General features: G+C 72.2%; 19 protein-coding genes. 10 read left to right on the forward strand and 9 right to left on the reverse strand.

The genetic code is table 11. The features are described from left to right. Positions 1 to 93: 93 nt before the first annotated feature. The gene (locus ACIP94_RS16235; RefSeq protein ID WP_402425370.1) at positions 94 to 699 is read right to left on the reverse strand and encodes a TetR/AcrR family transcriptional regulator; all 606 of its coding nucleotides are present in this window, start codon (positions 697 to 699) and stop codon (positions 94 to 96) included. Between the two features lie 298 nt (positions 700 to 997). Here ACIP94_RS16235 and ACIP94_RS16240 point away from each other — a divergent pair, with 298 nt between their 5' ends. Beyond that, positions 998 to 1,561, forward strand: coding sequence for a hypothetical protein (locus tag ACIP94_RS16240; RefSeq protein ID WP_402425373.1), 564 nt, complete (start codon positions 998 to 1,000; stop codon positions 1,559 to 1,561). 98 nt (positions 1,562 to 1,659) lie between these two features. Here the strand turns inward: ACIP94_RS16240 and ACIP94_RS16245 are convergent, their stop codons facing one another. Continuing rightward, on the reverse strand, positions 1,660 to 2,853 hold the full coding sequence (locus tag ACIP94_RS16245; RefSeq protein ID WP_402425376.1) for a Ku protein: 1,194 nt from the start codon (positions 2,851 to 2,853) through the stop codon (positions 1,660 to 1,662). Positions 2,854 to 2,895: 42 nt separating this feature from the next. Between ACIP94_RS16245 and ligD the strand changes: the two genes are divergently transcribed. After that, entirely contained in the window at positions 2,896 to 3,780 is an 885-nt protein-coding gene (gene ligD, locus ACIP94_RS16250) for a non-homologous end-joining DNA ligase (RefSeq protein WP_402425378.1), read from the forward strand. Between the two features lie 310 nt (positions 3,781 to 4,090). On the opposite strand, the gene ACIP94_RS16255 is transcribed toward ligD, so the two are convergent. Then, positions 4,091 to 4,894 (reverse strand): nuclease-related domain-containing protein, encoded by an 804-nt coding sequence (locus ACIP94_RS16255; RefSeq protein WP_402425381.1) that lies wholly within the window; start codon positions 4,892 to 4,894, stop codon positions 4,091 to 4,093. Positions 4,895 to 4,991: 97 nt separating this feature from the next. On the opposite strand from ACIP94_RS16255, the gene ACIP94_RS16260 reads away from it, so the two are divergent. The 4 genes from ACIP94_RS16260 (at position 4,992) to ACIP94_RS16275 (ending at position 9,269) form a co-directional block, all read left to right on the forward strand. Further along, positions 4,992 to 5,498 (forward strand): dual specificity protein phosphatase family protein, encoded by a 507-nt coding sequence (locus tag ACIP94_RS16260; RefSeq protein ID WP_402425709.1) that lies wholly within the window; start codon positions 4,992 to 4,994, stop codon positions 5,496 to 5,498. Between the two features lie 129 nt (positions 5,499 to 5,627). Next, the gene (locus tag ACIP94_RS16265; RefSeq protein WP_402425383.1) at positions 5,628 to 7,013 is read left to right on the forward strand and encodes an FtsW/RodA/SpoVE family cell cycle protein; all 1,386 of its coding nucleotides are present in this window, start codon (positions 5,628 to 5,630) and stop codon (positions 7,011 to 7,013) included. After that, the gene (locus ACIP94_RS16270) at positions 7,010 to 8,620 is read left to right on the forward strand and encodes a penicillin-binding transpeptidase domain-containing protein (RefSeq protein WP_402425386.1); all 1,611 of its coding nucleotides are present in this window, start codon (positions 7,010 to 7,012) and stop codon (positions 8,618 to 8,620) included. The genes ACIP94_RS16265 and ACIP94_RS16270 overlap by 4 nt, the downstream gene beginning before the upstream one ends. 73 nt (positions 8,621 to 8,693) lie before the next feature. Continuing rightward, positions 8,694 to 9,269, forward strand: coding sequence for a DUF3291 domain-containing protein (locus ACIP94_RS16275; protein WP_402425388.1), 576 nt, complete (start codon positions 8,694 to 8,696; stop codon positions 9,267 to 9,269). On the opposite strand, the gene ACIP94_RS16280 is transcribed toward ACIP94_RS16275, so the two are convergent. Then, positions 9,228 to 10,139, reverse strand: a complete 912-nt coding sequence (locus tag ACIP94_RS16280) for an ADP-ribosylglycohydrolase family protein (RefSeq protein ID WP_402425391.1) — start codon at positions 10,137 to 10,139, stop codon at positions 9,228 to 9,230. The genes ACIP94_RS16275 and ACIP94_RS16280 overlap by 42 nt on opposite strands. Before the next feature lie 307 nt (positions 10,140 to 10,446). On the opposite strand from ACIP94_RS16280, the gene ACIP94_RS16285 reads away from it, so the two are divergent. The 4 genes from ACIP94_RS16285 (at position 10,447) to ACIP94_RS16300 (ending at position 13,363) form a co-directional block, all read left to right on the forward strand. Then, positions 10,447 to 11,376, forward strand: a complete 930-nt coding sequence (locus ACIP94_RS16285) for a diiron oxygenase (RefSeq protein ID WP_402425394.1) — start codon at positions 10,447 to 10,449, stop codon at positions 11,374 to 11,376. Between the two features lie 85 nt (positions 11,377 to 11,461). Further along, positions 11,462 to 12,187 (forward strand): TetR/AcrR family transcriptional regulator, encoded by a 726-nt coding sequence (locus ACIP94_RS16290; protein WP_402425397.1) that lies wholly within the window; start codon positions 11,462 to 11,464, stop codon positions 12,185 to 12,187. A gap of 90 nt (positions 12,188 to 12,277) precedes the next feature. Next, complete coding sequence (locus ACIP94_RS16295; RefSeq protein WP_402425400.1) at positions 12,278 to 12,595, forward strand: hypothetical protein; 318 nt, start codon at positions 12,278 to 12,280, stop codon at positions 12,593 to 12,595. A gap of 99 nt (positions 12,596 to 12,694) precedes the next feature. Then, on the forward strand, positions 12,695 to 13,363 hold the full coding sequence (locus tag ACIP94_RS16300) for a coiled-coil domain-containing protein (protein WP_402425402.1): 669 nt from the start codon (positions 12,695 to 12,697) through the stop codon (positions 13,361 to 13,363). Positions 13,364 to 13,502: 139 nt separating this feature from the next. Here ACIP94_RS16300 and ACIP94_RS16305 read toward each other — a convergent pair whose 3' ends face one another. The 5 genes from ACIP94_RS16305 to ACIP94_RS16325 are packed head-to-tail and all read right to left on the reverse strand — an operon-like array spanning position 13,503 to position 19,358. Further along, complete coding sequence (locus ACIP94_RS16305) at positions 13,503 to 14,762, reverse strand: styrene monooxygenase/indole monooxygenase family protein (protein WP_402425405.1); 1,260 nt, start codon at positions 14,760 to 14,762, stop codon at positions 13,503 to 13,505. Between the two features lie 22 nt (positions 14,763 to 14,784). Next, positions 14,785 to 15,432, reverse strand: a complete 648-nt coding sequence (locus ACIP94_RS16310; protein WP_402425407.1) for a GTP-binding protein — start codon at positions 15,430 to 15,432, stop codon at positions 14,785 to 14,787. Beyond that, positions 15,413 to 15,817 (reverse strand): DUF742 domain-containing protein, encoded by a 405-nt coding sequence (locus ACIP94_RS16315; RefSeq protein WP_402425410.1) that lies wholly within the window; start codon positions 15,815 to 15,817, stop codon positions 15,413 to 15,415. The genes ACIP94_RS16310 and ACIP94_RS16315 overlap by 20 nt, the downstream gene beginning before the upstream one ends. Next, complete coding sequence (locus ACIP94_RS16320; protein WP_402425413.1) at positions 15,814 to 16,317, reverse strand: roadblock/LC7 domain-containing protein; 504 nt, start codon at positions 16,315 to 16,317, stop codon at positions 15,814 to 15,816. The genes ACIP94_RS16315 and ACIP94_RS16320 overlap by 4 nt, the downstream gene beginning before the upstream one ends. After that, the gene (locus ACIP94_RS16325) at positions 16,314 to 19,358 is read right to left on the reverse strand and encodes a nitrate- and nitrite sensing domain-containing protein (RefSeq protein ID WP_402425416.1); all 3,045 of its coding nucleotides are present in this window, start codon (positions 19,356 to 19,358) and stop codon (positions 16,314 to 16,316) included. The genes ACIP94_RS16320 and ACIP94_RS16325 overlap by 4 nt, the downstream gene beginning before the upstream one ends. Positions 19,359 to 19,591: the final 233 nt, after the last annotated feature.

Here is a 19,591-nt window from a genome sequence, read left to right on the forward strand (position 1 = left end):
CTGAGCCGCTCGACTGGCGGCTTGGCATGTGTGCCGCCGCCCTGACCGCCCTGCTTCTGCCCGCTGGAGACCATGTCGGAGGCCGGCCGTCGATCACGTGCTCCGGAAGATGCGGTCCAGGTGGTGGTCCAGGACTGTGGTGGCCGTCTCCGGGCTGCGCCGGCCGACGAGGATGCCGATGCCGAGTCCCGCGGACATGGCGAGCAGGCTGACCGCCTCCAACCGCACGTCCACACCGGGCCGAAGGAGACCACTCTCCTGCGCCTGCCGCAGGATCCGGACCAGGGCGCTCTCGGCGGCATCCGGGTTCTTGATGAAGGGCTGGGCGGCGAGCGCCTGATCGGTGACGGACAGCACGGCGTACGAGGTGTAGACGAGGTGGAAGGTGCGGCTCTCCTCGTCGGTCGGCAGCGCCGCCCTCAGCATCGCCTCGATCATCGCGCGCGGTCCCGGATCATGGCCGGCGGCCCGGACCAGGGCCGTGGCCCGCTCCCCGAATCTCTCGGCCAGGTGCTGCAGCCCGTGGAGCAGCAACTTCTCCTTGGATTCGAAGTAGTACTGCACCAGCCGGAGTGACACGCCCGCCTCCGCTGCCACATCGCGCATGCCCACGGCGTGCAGTCCGCGTCGCGCCGCCACCCGAAGGAGAGCCTCGGCGATCTCGCTGCGCCGCTCCGCGTGGTCCACGCGCTTGGGCATCAACGGCTCCTCCACTCGCTGTTTCCCCTGGCCGGGGTTGGCCCACGCCTTGATGGTACAGCCGTATCAAGCATGTGATACGTTCGTATCATGAAGAACCCAGCGCGGGAGGTGACCGTGTCCCACTGATCGCCGCGAGCCCGACGGACCCGGGGCGGCCCCGGTGGGCGACGTGCCGGGACTCGACGAGAAGATCCCTATTATCTGACTCATCGTCACATACACTCGTGCCGTCACACACCGTGAGGGGCATGTGAGCAGCGTGAACGAAACTCACCGAAGGCCGCGACTCCACCTCGTGCTCGGCGGAGCACTGATCGCCGCGCTCGTCGTGCAGTCCGTCGCGCTCATCGCAGAGCAGATCCAGATCGACGATCTGCAGGCACATCAGATCGAGGTCGGCCCCTCCGGTCCGCCCGGCCCTCCGGGACCGGCCGGTCCCCAGGGCCTGCAAGGCAAGGACGGGAAGGACGGCAGGGACGGGAAAGACGGCCAGGACGGTCAGGACGGCAGGGAAGGAACGGAGGGCAGGGAAGGCAAGGACGGGACGGACGGCAGGGAAGGCAAGGACGGGACGGACGGGAAGGATGGACAGAACGGCCAGAACGGGCATCACGCCACTTCCTCCCCCTCGGCCGGGTCCCACGGCCACCGCAGGCACGACGAGGACAGGGCCTTCCTCCCGAGCGCCCTCCCCTCTCCACAGGCCTCTGCGTATCTCCGCCCGGATCTCCGCTCGGCCGCATCGACGCCTGGCCCTGCCCCTGCCCCCGCTCCGAGCGACGACGTCCGGCTCCGGGATCCCGACGCTGCGCCGACCGACGGGATGCCGTTGGACGATGAGGGGGCCCGCGGGGAATGACGTCCGTCTCCGGGGTATGGGTGGTCAGGAGCGGCATCCGGAACGGGTACGGCACCGGTGCAGGTACGGGGCTGTGGTCGCCGGGCGTCGCGCACACCTCACCCGGCCCGCTTCCGCCCCGCCGCCTTCTTCTCGGTGGTCTTCTTCGCCGTCGTCTCCCTCGCCGTCGCCTTCTTCGCCGTCGTCTCCTTCGCCGTCGCCTTCTTCGCCGTCGTCTCCCTCGCCGTCGCCTTCTTCGCCGTCGTCTCCCTCGCCGTCGCCTTCTTCGCCGTCGCCTTCTTCGCTGAGGTCTTCTTCGCTGCGGTCTTCTTGGCCGCCGTCTTCGTGCCGGTCTTGGCGTTGGACGTCGACTTCGTCGTACCCGCCGTCGTCTTCTTCGGCGCGGTCTTCGTCGCCGTCGCCTTCTTCGCGGTCGACGTCGACTTCTTGCCGCCGACCTCCTTCGGTGCCGCACGCGCCGGCTCCCGGGACGGCAGGTGTCTCACCTCCGCCTCCCGGCCCGGCTCCCCGCCCCGGGACTCCCGGGCCACGCGCACGCTCTTCTCCAGGGCCGCCATCAGGTCCAGGACCTTGCCGCCCTCGGGCTCGGGAGCCGGCGGGGGCTTCCTGCCCTCCGCCTTCGCCGCGATCAGCTCCTCCACCGCCTCGCGGTACTCGTCGTGCAGCTCGTCCAAGTCCACCTCCCCCAGCGTGTCCATCAGCGTGTCCGCGAGATCCAGCTCCTTGTCGCGGATGGAGACGTCGGCCTCCGGCGCCACCCCCTCCGCCCCCCGGATCTCGTCCGGCCACAGCAGTGCGTGCATGGTGAGCACGTCATCGACCACGCGCAGCATGCCGAGCCGCTCCCGGCCCCGTAGCGCGTACTTCGCGACGGCCACCTTGCCGCTGCGCCTGAGCGCCTCCCGCAACAGGGCGTAGGGCTTGGTGGCCGGGGCGCCGTGCGCCGACAGGTAGTACGCCGTGTCCATCTGGAGCAGGTCGATCCGGTCGGCCGGCACAAAGGCCACGATCTCGATGGTCTTGGCGGTCGGGAGGGGCAGATGCGCCAGGTCCTCGTCCGTGATCGGCACGACCGAACCGTCCGCGTCCTCGTAGCCCTTGCCGATCTCCGGCGGCGAGACCTCGCGGTCCTCCAGCTCGCAGAACTTCCGGTAGCGGATGCGGCCGCAGTCCTTCAGATGGATCTGGCGGAAGGAGAGCGAGTGGTTCTCGGTGGCGTTCATCAGTTTGACGGGGATGCTGACCAGGCCGAACGAGATGGCGCCGTTCCAAATGGATCGCACGTGCCGCACCTTTTCACTCGATACCGGGTGATTTCATGGGATTCTCATCGTATGACGCCGATCACTGAGGTGGAGGGGCGGCGGCTCGCACTCAGCAATCTGGAGAAGGTCCTCCATCCCGCGACCGGCTTCACCAAGGGCGAGCTGCTGCACTACTACGCGACCACCGCGGACGCGCTGCTGCCCCATCTGCGCGACCGCCCGCTGTCCTTCCTGCGGTACCCGGACGGCCCGGACGGCCAGGTCTTCTTCGCCAAGAACGTGCCGCCGGGTACGCCCGACTGGGTCACCACGGCCGAGGTGCCGCGCGCGGAGGGCCCCGCCCGCATGGTGCTGATCCAGGACCTGGCGAGCCTGATGTGGGCGGCGAATCTCGTCACCGAGTTCCACACCCCGCAGTGGCGCGTCGAGACCCCCGACGTGGCGGACCGGCTGGTGTTCGACCTGGATCCGGGCGCACCGGCGACCGTCGTCGAGTGCTGCGAGGTCGCCCTGTGGCTGCGGGAGCGGCTCGCCGAGGACGGGATCGAGGCGTATGCGAAGACGTCCGGCTCGAAGGGACTGCATCTACTGGCCTCGGTGGAGCCCACGCCGTCGCGGCGGACGACCGAGTACGCCAAGCGGCTCGCCGTGGAGGCGGAGCAGGCGATGCCGCGCCGGGTGCTGCACCGCATGACGCGGAGTCTGCGGCCGGGGAAGGTCTTCGTGGACTGGAGCCAGAACGCGGCGCGCAAGACGACGGCGGCGCCCTACACCCTGCGGGCGCGGGCGGAGCCGACCGTGTCCGCGCCGGTGACATGGGAGGAGGTGGCCGCCTGCGCGTCCCCGGGTGCCCTCGTCCTGCGGGCCCCGGACATCGCTCCCCGCCTCCAGGCGTACGGCGACCTGCTGGCCCCCCTGCTGGATCCCGCCGGAGCGGGCCCACTGCCCTCCTGAGCTGGCCTCAGACCGTGAAGCGGGCAGAGCCCCGGGAGGTGGTCACAGCCGCGAACCCGGCCACAGCCACAGACGGGTCACAGCCGCGAACCCGGCCACAGCCACAGACGGGTCACAGCCGCGAACCCGATCACAGCCATGCCCTGATCACGGCCGCGAACCGTTCACGCCATGCCCGGATCACAGCCATGAAGCGGTCACAGCCGTGAAGCGGTCACACCGACACCAACCGACCGGTCATGCCCTCCCCGGTCACACCCTCCGGCCCGTCACGCCCTCCGACCGGTCACACCCCGCCCCGGATGCGCGGTCACACCTTGGCCCACGTATGCCGGTCCCGCGCCATGGCGTGCAGCGCCTCCACGTCGGCCGGCTTGAGTACGCCGCCCAGGCGGGCGAGGCCGGACAGGTCGGTGTCCGTCAGCACGCGGACCTCCCGCGGCGGGGCCGTGACCTCGAGGCGGGCGGGCTCCGTCACCGCCAGGACGGGGTGCACCTCGGCGGTGAGGGCGTACGACACGCGGTCCGCGTCGGCGCGCACCCGGCGCAGCAGCGGGCGGGGCTCGCCGCGGCCCACCCTCACCACCGGGTCGGCCACGCGGACCCGCTGTCTGCGGGCGTTGAGCGCGTGGACGACGAAGAGGCCGCCGGGGCCGATCACCAGGTGGTGGACACGGTCCCCGCCGGGCAGCGGCACCGAGTGCAGGGTGCGCCAGCCCGCGCCCTCCAGCTGGTCCAGGGCGTCCCCCACCGTCTGCTCGGCGGCGAGCGCCTGCCGCCGGGAGTCGGGGCGCAGCCGGTGCGTGGGCCCCGGGTCGCGGTCCAGGGCGATCAGCAGGGCCTCGCCGGGCCGGTTCGGCGCCAGGTCGTCGTCCGGATGCAGGGCGAGCCGGGCCAGCTCGGCAGGGGTGGGAACGGGCGGCGGTCCCACGGTGACGGGGCCGGTCAGGTACGGCCGGAGCGCTTCCAGCACGTCCTGGCGCCGGTCCTCGACGAGCACGTTGACCCGTCCCGTCTCGCGGTCGTACCAGGCCACGTTCCTGCCGTCGGCGCCGCATACGTACAGGCGTTCCTGGCCGTGTCGCCAGGTCGGTATGACGCGCAGTCCGTCCATGCACCATCACCCCATGACCATGGGAACAGGCGGGGTGCTCCAGGGGCAAGAACCCGGTTACCTTTGTGAGCAGTTGGGGACTCGGTGGGAGGCGCCGTTGCGGACCCGCAGAATGCAACCCGAGGTTCCCGCTCCGGATGTCCCGTGGAGCGAGATCGTGCCCGGTCTGTGGATGGGCGGGCACGAGTTCGCGGGGCGTTCAGGGCAGCGGGAAATCGCCGTTGTGAGCGACGAGTTCGATCTGGTGCTGAGCCTGTTGCGGCTGCCGGGGTACGGGCCGGACGAGGGGGTCGAGCACCATGTCTGGCCGATACCGGACGGGCCGCTGGACGGGACGCAGATCGCGGGCGTGATGCGGCTCGCGCAGACGGCCGACGACGCCCTCGAGGACGGCCGCAGGGTCCTCGTCCGCTGTTACCACGGGTACAACCGTTCGGGGCTGGTCGTCGCCCAGGCGCTGATCCGGGCCGGTCACAGCGCCGACGAGGCGATCCGGATGATCCGCGCCCGCCGTGGCCCCTGGGCGCTGCACAACGAGTTGTTCGTGGAGTATCTGCGGGCCGGTCTGGACACGGCCCGTCTTCTGGAGGAACTCGCGGAGTGACACGACCGGCGGTGGTCTCCGGCCGTCAGGCTCCCGTCGAGGGCGGCCGGCCGCCCCACATGCACCGGAACGGCCCGATTAACCCCCTATAACGGGACACGCCAGTCGCGCGCTTGCTACGTTCCGCACATGATCGAGCCCGGAACGCGAGGAGTGGAGACGGCACGGACGGCCGGGGCGACGGCGGACGCCCTCGCTCCCGTCCCGCCTCCGCCCCGGCGCCGTGGCTTCGAGTGCGCCCTCATCGTCCTCGCCGTCTCGCTCTCCGTGTACGGCTACTGCGCCGTCGGTCTCGCCGACCACGGCAGCGTCCCGCCCGGCACCGTGCGCTACGGCGCCGGGCTCGGCCTGCTCGCGCTGCTCGCGCACGGGGCGGTGCGCCTGCGGGCCCCCAGTGCCGATCCGCTGCTGCTGCCGATCGCGGTCCTGCTCAACGGCATGGGCCTGGTGCTGATCTACCGCCTCGATCTGGCGACCCCCGGCGACCGGGCCGCGCCCACCCAGCTCTACTGGTCGACGGTCGGCGTGGCCCTGTTCATCGTCGTGGTCCTGTTGCTGCCCCACCACCGGGTGCTCCAGCGCTACACCTACCTCTGCGTGGTCGCCGCGCTGCTGCTGCTCATCCTGCCGATCTTCTTCCCGGCGGTGAACGGCGCCCGGATCTGGCTCAGGATCGCCGGGTTCTCCATCCAGCCCGGGGAGTTCGCGAAGATCCTGCTGGCGGTGTTCTTCGCCGGGTATCTGGCGGCGAACCGCCATGCGCTGGCATTGGCGGCCCGCCGTCCGGGGCGGCTGCGGCTGCCCGCAGGGCGCGTGCTCGGCCCGGTCGTGGCGGTCTGGCTGCTGAGCGTCGGGGTGCTGGTCCTGGAGCGTGACCTCGGCACCTCGCTGCTGTTCTTCGGCCTGTTCGTGGTGCTGCTCTACGTCGCCACGGGCCGTACCGGCTGGATCGCCGTGGGCCTGGTGCTCGCCGTCCTCGGCGCGCTCGCGGTCGGCCGGCTGGAACCGCATGTGCACGGCCGGGTCGCGGACTGGCTGCACCCCTTCGCGTCGATCGAGGCCGGGCGGGGGGCGGGCCAGCTCGCGCAGTCCCTGTTCGCGTTCGCCGCCGGCGGGGCGCTCGGCACCGGGCTCGGGCTCGGCCACTCGGTCCTCATCGGCTTCGCCGTGAAGTCGGACTTCATCCTGGCCACGGCGGGCGAGGAACTGGGGCTCGCGGGCCTCGCCGCGCTCTTCCTGGTCTACGCGCTGCTGGTGGAGCGCGGCTACCGGGCGGGCCTCGCGCTGCGCGACCCGTTCGGGCGTCTGCTCGCCGTCGGGCTCGCGTCGATCGTCGCGCTCCAGGTGTTCGTGATCGCGGGCGGGGTGACGGGGCTGATCCCGCTCACCGGTATGGCGATGCCCTTCCTCGCGCAGGGCGGTTCCTCGGTCGTGACCAACTGGATCATCGTGGCGCTGCTGATCCGGATCAGCGACTCGGCACGCGGGCAGTACGACGGGACGGCGGTGCCGTGAGCCTCCCCCCGGATCTCGACTTCGCCCGGCCCGGCGGGGCCCCGACCATCCGCCGGGCGGCGGCCCTGTGCGCGGTGCTGCTGGTCGCGCTGCTGCTGAACGCGACGCGGGTGCAGATCTTCGAGTCCGAGCGGTACGGCGACAACCCCGCCAACCACCGGCAGGCGATCGACCGCTACGGCCGGCCGCGCGGCGACATCGTCGTCGACGGACGGCCGGTGACCGGCTCCCGGGACACCGGCGGGATGTTCCGCTTCGAGCGCACCTACACGGACGGCCCGCTGTACGCGCCGGTCACGGGCTTCGCCTCGCAGCGGTACGGGACGACACTGCTGGAGAACGCGCAGGACCCGGTGCTGGCAGGGACCGATCCGATGCTCTCGCTGTTCCCCCTGTGGAACGACCTGGTGCGCAAGCGCCCGCCGGGCGGCCGGGTGGTCACCACCCTCAACGGGGCGGCGCAGCGGGCCGCCTTCCGCTATCTGGCCGGACGCACGGGTGCGGTGGCGGCCATCGAGCCGGCCACCGGGCGGGTCCTGGCACTGGTCTCGGCGCCGTCCTACGACCCCGGGGAGCTGTCGGGTGCTTCGGCGTCCGCCGCCCGCGCCTGGGCTCGGCTGAACGGGGACGCGGCGCAGCCCATGCTCAACCGGGCGATCCGGCAGACGTACCCGCCCGGCTCCACCTTCAAGGTGGTGACGGCCGCGGCGGCGCTGGACTCGGGGCTGGTGTGGGACCCCGACGATCCGACGCCGTCCCCGGACCCCTACCTCCTGCCGGGCACGACGACCCGGCTGACCAATGAGACGGACGGCTGTGCGAACGCGTCCCTGCGGTATGCGTTCGTGTGGTCGTGCAACACGGTGTTCGCGAAGATGGGCGTCGCGGTGGGGCTGCGAACCATGGCGGCCACCGCGGAGGGCTTCGGCTTCAATGACCCAGGGCTGCGGGTGCCGTTCGCGGTGGCGCCGAGTACGTTCGACCGGAAGCTGGACCAGGCACAGCTCGCGATGTCCTCCATCGGGCAGTTCGACACGAGGGCGACACCGCTTCAGATGGCGATGGTCGCGGCGGCTGTGGCGGGTGGGGGCTCGGTGAAGACGCCGTACCTCGTGGAGAAGACGACGACGAGCCACGGCGAGACGGTCAGCGCGACCGGTCCGCGCACCCGGTACCGGGCCATGAGCCCGGCGACCGCGGCGCTGCTGCGGGAGATGATGACGGAGGTCGTTCAGGAGGGGACGGGCCGGAGCGCGGCGATCCCCGGCGCCCTGGTGGGCGGCAAGACGGGCACGGCCCAGCACGGTGTGGGCAACTCCGGCAGGCCCTACGCCTGGTTCATCTCCTGGGCGCAACCGGATGACGCGGCGGAGCCGGCGGTGGCGGTCGCGGTGGTGGTGGAGGACGCGACGGGTGCACGCGGGGAGATCAGCGGCGGCGGGGACGCGGGGCCGATCGCGAAGGCCGTGATGGAGGCGGTTCTGGACTCCCGGCCGGGATCCGGGCCGAACGCCCGGCCGGGATCCGGGCCGAACGCGCGCCCGCGGCCCGGGGTGGGCCCGCGGACGCCGTCCGGGGTCAACGCGCTGTCGCCCACGGCGCGTTGACCGGACGCCGACCGGATCCGCGTGGTGAGACGGGGCTGCCGCGGACCGGGTGCGACGACCTACCGTTCGGTCCATGACGCATACCGACCGCCCCGCAGCCGCGTACGAACTCGCCCAGGTCAACATCGCCCGCCTCACGGCCCCGCTGGACTCACCGCGGCTGAAGGACTTCGTGGACGCCCTGGACCCCGTGAACGCGGTGGCCGACGCCTCGGACGGTTTCGTATGGCGCCTCCAGGGCGACTCGGGCAACGCCACGGACATCCCGGTCCTCGGCGACGAGTGGCTGATCGTCAACATGTCGACGTGGCGGGACACCGACGCCCTCACGGCGTTCATGTACCAGGGGCGGCACCGGGAGCTGCTTGCCCGGCGGCGCGAGTGGTTCGAGCGGCTCGAGGAGGCCGTCACGGCGCTGTGGTGGGTTCAGGCCGGGCATCGTCCGACCGTGGCGGAGGCCGAGGAGCGTCTGCTGCACCTGCGCGCCCACGGGCCGACGCCGCACGCCTTCACACTGCGCACATCGTTCCCGCCCGGGGAGGCGGCGCCGGTGGCGGGCCTGCCCGGTGGGGCCGTCGAGGAGGACCTGGGCCGCCCGGTCCAGCCGTCACCGAGCGCTCTCGCCGGGCAGCGGCTCCCGGCGTCGTAGCCACTCCGGTGGTACGCCCTCCAGTCCTACGGCGGCGGCCACGATGCCGCCCGTGATGGCGCAGGTGGTGTCGACGTCGCCGAAACCCTCGGCCGTCGCCCACAGGGCGGCCGTGAGGTCGTCCGGGTGCCGGGCCGCGGTCCACACGGCGAACGGGACGGTGTCGTCCGCCCTGATCCGCTGTCCGTTGCCGAGGATGTCGGAGGCCTTCCACGGCTCGGTGGTCAAGGGGAGGGCCGCCGCGCGCACCAGGCCGTCCCGCACCGCGCTCGGCGGGGTCAGCGAGACCACCGTGTCGAGGCTCAGCCGGCCCCGCGCGCTGAGCGCGGCCGCGACCGCCACGGCGACCGCGCCCGCGACGCCCTCGGGGTGGGCGTGGGTGACCTCGGCGGACAGGGCCGCCTGCTCCACGACCCGCGGCAGGCTGTCGTGGAACCACGCGCCCAGGGGCGCCACCCGCATGGCCGCCCCGTTGCCGAGGCTGCCCTCGCCGTCGAACAGGCCCCGCGACAACTCCCGCCACCGCTCCGCCCCGTCGAGCAGCCGGGGCAGCAACTCGTGCATCCCGCGCCCGTATCCACGGTCCGGGTCGGCGTCGTAGCCCAGCGCGAAGGCCTGGGCGAGGTCCTCCTGGCGGATCTCCCCATGCTCGTCCAGCACCCGGAGCACGGCCAGGGCCATCGCCGTGTCGTCGGTCCAGGGCCACTCGGGCTCCTCGGGCGTGCGCCGCGCGCGTATCTCCGCCAGCGCCCGCGCCGGCTCGCGGAAGAGGGGGAACCAGCGCTCGCCGAAGGCGTCCCCGAGGGCGAGGCCCGCCAGACTGCGACGGGCGGCGGCGTCCGCCACGGGCCCCCGGTCTCGAACCGTCACCGCTCAAGCCTCCGTTCACCGGTCACGAGGGAGAGGTCCCGCGCCGGCCGCGGCGACCGGCACCTCGGCCACCCGCCGATTCTCCTGCGCCGGGCGGTGATCCGCGCAGCCCGGTTTTCGGTCGGTCCGGTTCCCGGCCGGGTCCGGTCCGGCTTCCGCCGCTCCCACCCCGCTTGGAACGCCCCCCGTGGCAGACGCGGCGTCAACGAGTGCCGCGCAGGGGATTGACGTCCTTGCTGACACGCAGTCTCATAAGACGTGACCGCCGGTAACAGCGGCCCGTACGACGACGTGGTGGGGAACAGCGATGACGACCGTGACCGAAGCCGACGTGCTGCGCGACGCGCTCGGCCTGCTCAAGGACCGGGAACAGGTGGCCGAGCGGCTGCTCGCCTCCTCCGCCAGGCACTCCTTCGACCCGGACAGGGAACTGGACTGGGACGCCCCCTTCGAGGACGGCAAGTGGTTCTGGCCCCCGGAGCTGGTGTCGCTGTACGACACGCCGCTGTGGAAGCGCATGGGCGAGGAGCAGCGGATCCTGCTCTCCCAGCACGAGGCCGCCTCGCTCGCCTCGCTCGGCATCTGGTTCGAGATCATCCTCATGCAACTGCTGGTGCGGCACATCTACGACAAGGCGGCCACGAGCGCGCATGTGCGCTACGCGCTCACCGAGATCGAGGACGAGTGCCGCCACTCCAGGATGTTCGCCCGGCTGATCACCCACGGCGGCACGCCCTGGTACCCGGTCAGCCGGGTCCACCAGAGCCTGGGCCGGGTCTTCAAGACGATCTCGACGACCCCCGGGTCCTTCACGGCCACACTCCTCGGCGAGGAGGTGCTGGACTGGATGCAGCGGCTGACCTTCCCCGACGAGCGGGTGCAGCCGCTGATCCGCGGGGTCACCCGCATCCACGTCGTGGAGGAGGCCCGGCACGTCCGCTACGCGCGTGAGGAACTGCGCCGCCAGATGCTGACCGCTCCGCGGTGGTCGCAGGAGTTCACGCGGATCACCTCCGGCGAGTTCGCCCGGGTGTTTTCGGTCGCCTTCGTGAACCCCGAGGTGTACACGAACGTGGGTCTGGACAAGCGGGAGGCCGTGGCCCAGGTGCGGGCCAGCGGCCACCGCCGGGAGGTCATGCAGACCGGCGCGCAGCGGCTGACCGGCTTCCTCGACGACATCGGGGTGCTGCGGGGGGTGGGCCGGCGGCTGTGGAAGTCCTCGGGGCTGCTGGCCTGACCACGGCGCGCGGGCGGGCGACAACCGGACGGCCGCCCCCACGGCGGCCGCCCCTTCCTCCGGCGTCCCGATTACGCTGCGGGACATGACCTCCGAGGCCCCGACCCGCGCGTATCGCAGGCTCAGCGTCGAAGAGCGCCGGACCCAGCTCCTCGACGCCGCGCTGTCCCTGTTCGCGCACCGCGCGCCCGAGGAGGTCTCGCTGGACGACGTGGCGGAGGCGGCCGGGGTCTCCCGCCCGCTGGTGTACCGCTACTTCCCGGGCGGCAAGCAGCAGCTCTACGAGGCCGCCCTGCGCTCCGCGGCCGAGGAGCTCCAGCAGTGCTTCGCCGAGCCCCAGGAGGGGCCGCTCACCCGGCGCCTGAGCCGTGCCCTGGACCGCTACCTCACCTTCGTCGGCCGGCACGACGCCGGGTTCAGCGCCCTGCTCCAGGGCGGCAGCGTCGTCGAGACGTCCCGCACCACCGCCATCGTGGACGGGGTGCGACGGGCCGCCGCCGCGCACATCCTCAGCCACATCGGCGCCGAGGAGCCGGGACCGCGGCTGCGGATGACCGTGCGGATGTGGATCACCACCGTCGAGGCCGCCTCCCTGATCTGGCTGGACGAGGACAAGCAGCCGCCGGTCGACGAGCTGAGGGACTGGCTCGTGGAGCAGTTCGTCGCGTGCCTCGTGGCCACCGCGGGGCGCGATGCGCAGACCGCCGCCGTGGTGCGGGCGGCACTGGCCCTGGAGAGCGCCGAGGGGCCCGTCGGCTCCCTGGTCCGGCGCGTCCTGCCGGTGATCGGCGATGCGGGGCGCCTGCTGTGACCCGGTACCGCGCCGCGGGGGCCACGCGTCACCCGCTCCGCCCCGGTGCCGGGTGACCGGGTCCGCTGCCGTGCGGAGGACACTGGTGCCGTGAAGAGCCAAGACACCCCGTTCGTGGGCGGCCCCCTGGACGGGCGCGTCCTTCCGGTCCTGCTCGGCCTGACCGGCCACCCGCCGAAGACGTACCGCGTCCCGGTCCCCGACACGGCCGGCGGCCCGCCCACCGTCCTCGTCTACCGGCGCGTCCCGGCGGGACCTCCCGGCAGATTCGGGCTCCACCCCGGCTGGAAGTACGCGTACGACCCCGAGGGGGACCGTGGCGGGCGTCTGCGGTGGCCGTGGTCGAAGCCGCGCACGGGGGCAGGCGGCACGGCGCACGGCGACGGACCGGACGCCACCACCGGGTGACCTCACTGGGCCGGCCGGACCACCGGGCGCGCGCCCGGCCTGCGCGCGTCCCATGCTGCCGGTGCGAGGGGGAAGAACACCCGCACCGGAGGTGATCACATGGCGCAGCGGGTGCTCCGCATGGTGTGCGCGGCGGCGGTGACGGCCTCGGCCCTGCTCGCACCCACGCCCGCGACGGGGGCCCCGGCCCCGTCCCCCGACTCCAGCCGGGCACCGGACGCGGACCGTACGCTCTCCGATCTGCTGACGAACCTCCGGCAGACCTACCGGCGAGCCGAACAGGCGACCGAGACCTACAACGTCACCGCCCAGCAGCTGAAGAAGCGGCAGGCCGAGGCGGCGCGGCTGGACGGCCGGCTCGCCCGGGCCCGGCTCGCCCTGGAGGAGGGCCGTCGCGCGGTCGGCCTGCTGGCGCGGCAGCAGTACCGCGGCAGCATGGACATCTCCTCCTACGTACGCCTGCTGATGGCCCGGGATCCGCAACACGCCCTCGACGAGGGACATGTGATCACGCAGTTGGCCCGGGACCGGGCGGAGAAGGTGCGTGAGCTGGCCGCCGCGGAGAAGCGCGCCGACGAACTGGCCCGCGCGGCGCACAAGGCCCTCGACGGCCAGCGCGCCCTGACCGGGCGGCAGCGGAAGGAGCGGGACGACGTCGAGCGGCGGCTGAACGGCATCGAGCAACGGCTCGCCTCGCTGAGCCCCGACCAGCTCGCGGCCCTCTCCGAGTACGAGCGTGGCCTGACCGAGACCGCGCCGCAGCGCTAGCCGCCGGACACTTGCCCCACCGGCGGCATCGGCCGGTCCGATCCGTTGGGGACCGAGGCTCCTCAGACGGACCTCGGACAGCACGACGGCCCCTGGACAGCTTGCCCGTTCAGGGGCCGTTCACTTGCGCGGTGGCCGGTCAGGCTCCGGACACCGAGGCCAGGTACGCCTCCGTCTTCTCCGGCTCGTAGAAGAAGTTCTCGAAGTCGGCCGGGTCGTTGAAGCCGTTGGCGAACCGGTCGGCCACCGGCGGGAGGGCGCCCGCCGCGCCGATCAGGTTCAGGACGTGCTCCGGCGGCACGCCCAGCATCGCGTTCGTCCACTTGGTGACGTGCCGGGCCACGTCCCAGTAGCGGTCGAACGTCGCCTGCATCCAGGCCTCGTCGAACTCCTTGTCACCCTGTTCGAGGATCGAGGCGAGGTAGACCGCGGCGCACTTGGACGCCGAGTTGGAGCCCTGCCCGGTGATCGGGTCGTTCGCCACGACCACGTCCGCCACGCCCAGGACCAGTCCGCCGCCGGGGAGGCGGCCGATCGGGTTGCGGACAGTGGGCGCGTAGCGGCCCGACAGGGTGCCGTTCGCGTCGGTCAGCTCGACCTTGGTGGCCCGTGCGTACTCCCAGGGCGTGAAGCGCTCCATGAGCGCCAGGGTCAGGGAGAGGTGCTCGGAGGGGTCCTTGACGCCCTTGAAGACGTCGAGCGGACCACCGGGTATGCCCTCCCAGAACAGGATGTCGGCGCGGCCGGAGTTGGTCAGGGTCGGCATGACGAACAGTTCGCCGACGCCCGGGACCAGGTTGCAGCGCACCGCGTCGTAGTCCGGGTGCTCCGGGCGGGGGCCCAGGCCGTGTACGTAGGCGACCGCGAGGGCGCGCTGCGGCTCGCTGTACGGGGAGCGCGAGGCGTCGCGGCCGAACATGGACACCAGTTCGCCCTTGCCCGCCGAGACCAGCACCAGGTCGTAGGTGCGGGAGAAGTAGTCGAGGTCGGAGACCGCCGCGCCGTGGATGACCAGCTGGCCGCCGCGCTGTGCGAACGTCTCCATCCAGCCGGCCATCTTCACGCGCTGGTCCACCGACTGCGCGTAGCCGCCCAGCCTGCCCACCCAGTCGATGACCCTCCCCCAGCCACCGCTGGGGGCAGCCCCGGACTCCGGAGCCGCCACGGAGACACCGAGCCCCTCGATCCTCGGGGCCTGGGATTCCCAGAAGTTCAGCTGAAGGTCGCGCTCGTGCTGAAGCGCCGTGTGGAACATGCACTGCGTCGACATCACCCGGCCGGAGCGGATCTCGTCCGCGGTCCGGTTGGACATCAGGGTGACCTCGTACCCGTGCGACTGGAGGCCGAGGGCGAGCTGGAGTCCGGACTGGCCGGCTCCGACGACGAGTATCTTCCGCATGCGGGTGGTGCTCCTATCGGGACTACTCGGGGGTGACGTCGAGCGCGTGGCCCACGAGGGCCAGGAGGGTCTCGATCACCGAGATCCGGCGCCGCGCGTCCATGATCATGACAGGTATATGAGCGGGGATGGTGAGGGCCTCACGCACATCCTCGGGTTCGAACCGCTCGCTGCCGTCGAAGTGGTTGACCGCGACCACGTAGGGCAGGCCGCTGCTCTCGAAGTAGTCGAGCGCCGGGAAGCAGTCCGCGAGCCGGCGCGTGTCGGCCAGCACCACCGCGCCGATCGCACCGCGCACCAGGTCGTCCCACATGAACCAGAACCGCTGCTGGCCCGGCGTGCCGAAGAGATAGAGCACCAGGTCGTCGTCGAGCGTGATGCGGCCGAAGTCCATCGCCACCGTGGTGGTGAGCTTCTCCGGTGTCTCGGTGAGGTCGTCGGTCTCCTGGCTGGCCTCGGTCATCAGCGCCTCCGTCTGGAGGGGCGTGATCTCCGAGACGGCGGTCACCAGGGTGGTCTTGCCGACGCCGAAGCCACCCGCCACCACGATCTTCGTGGCGATCGGGGCGCGCGTGCGGTCCGTCTGCCAGGCCTGGAGGTGCTCCTGCTCGTCGAGGTCGACGGGGAGCGGTGAGACGCCCGGGGAGGCGTCAGAGACGACGGAGTCCACTCAGCACCCTTTCCAGCAGAGCGCGGTCCGGCTGTCCGGGGCCGTGACCGGTTCCGTACACACGGATCTTTCCCTGGTCCGCGAGGTCGCTGAGGAGCACGCGGACCACCCCGAGCGGCATCTTCAGCAGGGCTGCGATCTCGGCCACCGTGCGCATGCGGCGGCAGAGTTCGACGATGGCCCGCATCTCGGGCATCACTCGGGTGGCCAGTGAACCATTGGTCAGTTCACGGCGTTCTTCGGGGGCCTCCAGAGCGGCCACGAAGGTCTCAACCAGCAGCACATGCCCGAAGCGGGTACGGCCGCCGGTGAGCGAATAGGGGCGTACGCGGGCGGGTTTGCGTTCGCCGCCGCGCACGGGAAGCTTCTTCGGTGTACTGCTCATCGGGTGCTCCCCGCCGACTCGGCCTCGAGGGATTTGCGCAGTTCGCTGCGGAGTTCGGGCGTCAGGACGTGCCCGGCGCGGCCGACGAAGAGCGCCATGTGGTACGCCACCACGCTCATGTCGCAGTCCGCGGAGCCGTGCACGCCGAGCAGCGAGCCGTCGCTGATGGACATCACGAAGAGGCTGCCCTCGTCCATCGCGACCATGGTGTGCCGGACCCCGCCGAAGTCCATCAGCTTCGCGGCGCCGATGGTGAGGCTGCCGATGCCGGAGACGACGGTGGCGAGGTCGGCGGCCGACCCTCTGGGTCCGTTGGGTTTGTCCGTGTGGCCCGCGCGGGCCTGTGCGTTGCGGCCGGGGTCGGACGAGAGGAGCAGCAGGCCGTCGGAGGAGACCACCGCGACCGACAGCAGTCCCGGCACCTCCTCGACGAGGTTCGTCAGCAGCCAGTGCAGGTTGCGGGCCTCACTGCTCAGTCCGAAGGTACTGGGCGCGGTCAACTGCTTGCCTCCTCGACTGTGCCCCCCGTTGGGTCAACGTCCGGTGCGGTACCGGGTGTTGCGTTCTGAGGTGGTGCTGTGGGGCGCTGCGCGGGCGCCCTGTTCTCACCCGTCTTCTCGGCGATCTCCGCCTCGACGTGACGGTAGCCCTGCGCGGCGCCACGGTGGAATCCGCCGAGCCTGCGGCGCAGCGCATCGGCGTCCACCCCGCCGGCGCGCGGGCGGGGCGCCGGGGCGGGCGCGGAGATCTTCGGGGTGCGCTTGGGCAGGCCCTTGGCGGTGACCCGGGGGGCCTCGGGCTCCACGGGGTCCTCGGGGGCCGGCGGCGTCGCGGGCGTTCCCTCGTCGACGGTGCGTTCGTGGGCGTCGGGGCCTATGGCGTACGCGCCCTCCGCGGATCCGCGGACGGCACCGGTGCCGGGCGCGGTCGCGGGCTGCTCCGCCCGGGGCGACGGAAGCAGCAGCTCCATCGTGGTCTCGGGGCCGGGCAGATCGGCGGGGGGCTCCGGGGCCGGGCCCGGGGACGCCTGGGTGGCCCGATCCTCGCGTAGGGCTTCTTCGTGCCGTACGGCGGCTTCGTTCCGCGCGGCCTGTTCATGCCGTACGAAGCGTTCGTCGCGTACGAAGCGTTTGTCGCCTACGGCGCTTTCGCCCCGTAGGGCGCCGGCGTCCCGTAGGGCGCTTTCACCCCGTACGGCGTCCGCGTCCCGTACGGCGCCTTCGGCCCGCACGCCCTCTTCGCCCCGGGCGGCCACGGCATCGTCCCGGTTCCGCACGGCCTGTTCCGCCGCCGCGATCAGCGGGTCCTCGTCGCGCCGCGGCTCCCGGACGGTGATCCGGCCGCGGCCGCTGAGGATGTTCGAGTTGGCCTCCGCGTCGGCGCCGGGCAGGGACACGGAGGCCGTGCCGCCCGCCACCGGGCCCGTGCCCGCCGTGGGCACGGCGGCCACCGGGGCCTCGGCGAGCAGGGTCCTCGGCAGCACGACGACCGCCGCGACACCGCCCTGCTTCTGGTCCCGCAACTGGACGCGGACGCCGTGCCGGTGGGCGAGGCGGGCCACCACGTACAGGCCGAGTCCCAGGCCCTCGCCGCCTTCCTGGTCGTACGGTTCGGCCGGGTCGAAGGCGGCGAGCCGGGCGTTGAGCCGGCTCATCCGCTCATCGGTCATCCCGATGCCCTCGTCCTGGACGGAGAGCATCACCTCGCCGTTCTCCAGGAGCCAGCCGGAGATCTCGACGGCGACGTCCGGCGGCGAGAAGGAGGCGGCGTTCTCCAGCAGTTCGGCCACCAGGTGCGAGAGGTCGTCGGCGACGAAGCCCGCGATATGCGCGTGCGGCGGCAGCGCGGCGATCCGGACGCGCTCGTACCGCTCGATCTCGCTGACCGCGGCCCGCACCACGTCCACCAGCGGCACCGGCCCCGCGTGCTGCTGGACATGCTCCGCACCGGCGAGGACCAGCAGGTTCTCGCTGTGGCGGCGCATCACCGTGGCGAAGTGGTCCAGCCGGAAGAGGGTGGCGAGCCGCTCGGGGTCCTGCTCGCGCTCTTCCAGGCCCTCGATGACGGACAGCTGACGCTCGACCAGGCCGAGGGTGCGCAGCGCGAGGTTGACGAAGGTGGAGTGGATGCTGTGCCGGATCTGCTCCAGGTGCGCCGAGGCCTCGTCGAGTTCGGCGCGCAGGGCGGCGCGCTCGTCGGCCATGGTCTGACGCTGGCCGACCAGGTGCTTGCGGTCGGCCTCCAGGGTCCCGAGGCGCTCCTGGAGGGCGACGGCGTGCGCCTGCAGGGCGTTGACGGAGCGGACGACCTGCGCGAACTCGTCGTTGCGTCCCGTGAACTTCACCGGCTCCTGGCCGGCCGGGTCGGCGGCCACCCGGGCCGAGCCGAGGCGCAGCACGGCCAGCGGGCGGGTGAGGCTGCGGGCCATGGCCATGGCGATGCCCACGGCGACGAGCATCAGCGCGCCGAGGACGGCGATCCGGATCTCCAGCGCGGTGACGTCGTCATCGCGCAGTTGCCCCAGGTCCTTGCTCCGGCTCTCGTAGAGCGAGGACTCGATGCCACGCATCAGGTCGACGCGGGCGGACAGGGCCGCGTCGACCTTCCTGGCGCTGAGGCCGAGGTCGCTGTCGGAGAGGGTGGGCTGGTCGGTGAGCTCGGCCAGGTACTTCTCGGCGGAGGTGACCTCCGGGCCGGTGACCGTGGAGTCGTAGGAGGTCCTGGCCGCCTGCGTAGCGTTGTCGTGGAAGTCGGCGACGGCGGCGTCGGAGCGTACGGCGGCCTGCTGGGCGGCGGCGGTGAGCGCGTCGCGCTGCTTGGTGTCGGCCGTCGAGGAGCCGGTGGTGGTGGTCGGCAGACCGGTGATCGGGTTGATGGTGGTCCGGGTGGTCTGCGGGACGTTCAGGGCCGCGACGAGCAGTCCGCGGGCGGCGGCGGCCTGCTGCACGGCACTGTCCAGCTCGGCGAGCGGGTAGGCGCCTGAGCCCGCGCGGGGCGGCATTCTCTCGGCCAGCCGGTCGGCGAGGGCGTGCAGCTCGGTGATGACGGCGGAGTACGCCCGGTGCACATCGAGAGCACTGCTCTTGCCGACCAGCGCCGTTCTCCGTACGGAGCCCACGTCGTCGAGGTCCTTGCGCAGCGCGGCGGAGAGGTCCGGGTTGGCGCGCAGGTCCTGGATCTCCCGGTCCACGCGGGCGCCCTGCTGCTCGGCCGGCGCCTGCGACTTGGCGCGCCCCGCCGCGACATACGCCGTGACCGCGTCACGCTCGTCCGCCAGCGAGTGGGCGAGGGTGAGGGCGTCCTGGGTCTGCTCGGCGAGCGTCACGAGGTTCTGGGAGTCGTTCAGCTGCCCGGAGGCCGCGATGACGCTCGGCGCCCCGGCGCCCGCGATCGCGGCGGCGACCACGGCCACCGCGACAATCAGCCGATTTCGCACGTGGGCGGTACGGCCGCTGCTCGTGGACTCGGAGGAGACACCCCGTTCGGTGGCCGTCTGCTCGCCTGTGCGCCGAGGCCGCGTCTTCTGCACCGGTGCTCGCATTCCTGACTCGTGTACCCATGGCCGGGTGACGGTCCGTCAACTGGGACGTCGACCCGGTACGACGGCTTCCGACCCTCCCAGCGGCGGTGCGCAGAGGTCTCACTTCGCCTGACCCGCCACCCGAAGGAGTGAACATCGCCGAGGAGTTGGCGGGCAAGTTCCCGTGGCCCGTGTGGATGCCTCGTACGGGGGGCCGGTTGGACGTCGGCGGCGCGCTTTGGCAGTATTCGCCA

The sequence above is a fragment of the Streptomyces sp. NPDC093261 genome (genome assembly GCF_044753645.1).
Lineage (GTDB): Bacteria > Actinomycetota > Actinomycetes > Streptomycetales > Streptomycetaceae > Streptomyces.

Excerpts from the sequence above, each read along its gene's own strand:
- ACIP94_RS16235 (WP_402425370.1), bottom strand. The coding sequence starts at position 699 with ATGCCCAAGCGCGTGGACCACGCGGAGCGGCGCAGCGAGATCGCCGAG.
- ligD (WP_402425378.1), top strand. The coding sequence starts at position 2,896 with ATGACGCCGATCACTGAGGTGGAGGGGCGGCGGCTCGCACTCAGCAAT.
- ACIP94_RS16255 (WP_402425381.1), bottom strand. The coding sequence starts at position 4,894 with ATGGACGGACTGCGCGTCATACCGACCTGGCGACACGGCCAGGAACGC.
- ACIP94_RS16265 (WP_402425383.1), top strand. The coding sequence starts at position 5,628 with ATGATCGAGCCCGGAACGCGAGGAGTGGAGACGGCACGGACGGCCGGG.
- ACIP94_RS16275 (WP_402425388.1), top strand. The coding sequence starts at position 8,694 with ATGACGCATACCGACCGCCCCGCAGCCGCGTACGAACTCGCCCAGGTC.
- ACIP94_RS16285 (WP_402425394.1), top strand. The coding sequence starts at position 10,447 with ATGACGACCGTGACCGAAGCCGACGTGCTGCGCGACGCGCTCGGCCTG.
- ACIP94_RS16290 (WP_402425397.1), top strand. The coding sequence starts at position 11,462 with ATGACCTCCGAGGCCCCGACCCGCGCGTATCGCAGGCTCAGCGTCGAA.
- ACIP94_RS16300 (WP_402425402.1), top strand. The coding sequence starts at position 12,695 with ATGGCGCAGCGGGTGCTCCGCATGGTGTGCGCGGCGGCGGTGACGGCC.
- ACIP94_RS16305 (WP_402425405.1), bottom strand. The coding sequence starts at position 14,762 with ATGCGGAAGATACTCGTCGTCGGAGCCGGCCAGTCCGGACTCCAGCTC.
- ACIP94_RS16315 (WP_402425410.1), bottom strand. The coding sequence starts at position 15,817 with ATGAGCAGTACACCGAAGAAGCTTCCCGTGCGCGGCGGCGAACGCAAA.
- ACIP94_RS16325 (WP_402425416.1), bottom strand. The coding sequence starts at position 19,358 with ATGCGAGCACCGGTGCAGAAGACGCGGCCTCGGCGCACAGGCGAGCAG.